This window comes from Pseudomonas edaphica, from assembly GCF_005863185.1.
Classification (GTDB): Bacteria; Pseudomonadota; Gammaproteobacteria; order Pseudomonadales; family Pseudomonadaceae; genus Aquipseudomonas; species Aquipseudomonas edaphica.
On sequence record NZ_VBVZ01001153.1, the window covers coordinates 1 to 503 of the forward strand.

Below are 503 nucleotides of genomic sequence, written 5' to 3' on the forward strand. Positions count from 1 at the left end.
GCCTAGGCGAGGCACAGAGTGGTGGGGCGAAGACCTTTTGGTTACTTTTGGCTGGGCCGGCATTCCGGGCGTTTGCCAAAAGTGACCCGCTGTAAGAGCGGAACCAATAGCCGCCGTTACCGCAGCAACGGATATGTACACCGCCAAACACCCCACTCCCCCATCGATATCAGCCCAACTGCTTCCCAACCCACTTACCATACCCATCAATAAAAGCCTGCAAAAACGGCCGGGTCTTCTCCGACACCTTACCCGCCTCATCAAACACGCTCCCCGCCCCGCCCAGGTACGCTTCGGGCTGCTGCATGCAAGGTACATCCAGAAACACCAGCGACTGACGCAAATGATGGTTCGCCCCAAACCCACCAATGGCCCCCGGCGACACACTGATGATCGCCCCAGGCTTACCCCCATAGACACTTTGCCCATAAGGACGAGACCCAACGTCAATGGCATTCTTCAACGGGGCCGGCACGGAGCGGTTGTATTCCGGTGTCACAAAC

General features: G+C 58.1%; 1 protein-coding gene. It reads right to left on the reverse strand.

Annotated elements, in window-relative coordinates:
• Positions 1-169: 169 nt before the first annotated feature.
• A partial coding sequence (locus FEM54_RS33795; protein ID WP_138454423.1) for an NADPH-dependent FMN reductase occupies positions 170-503 on the reverse strand: 334 nt, incomplete at its 5' end.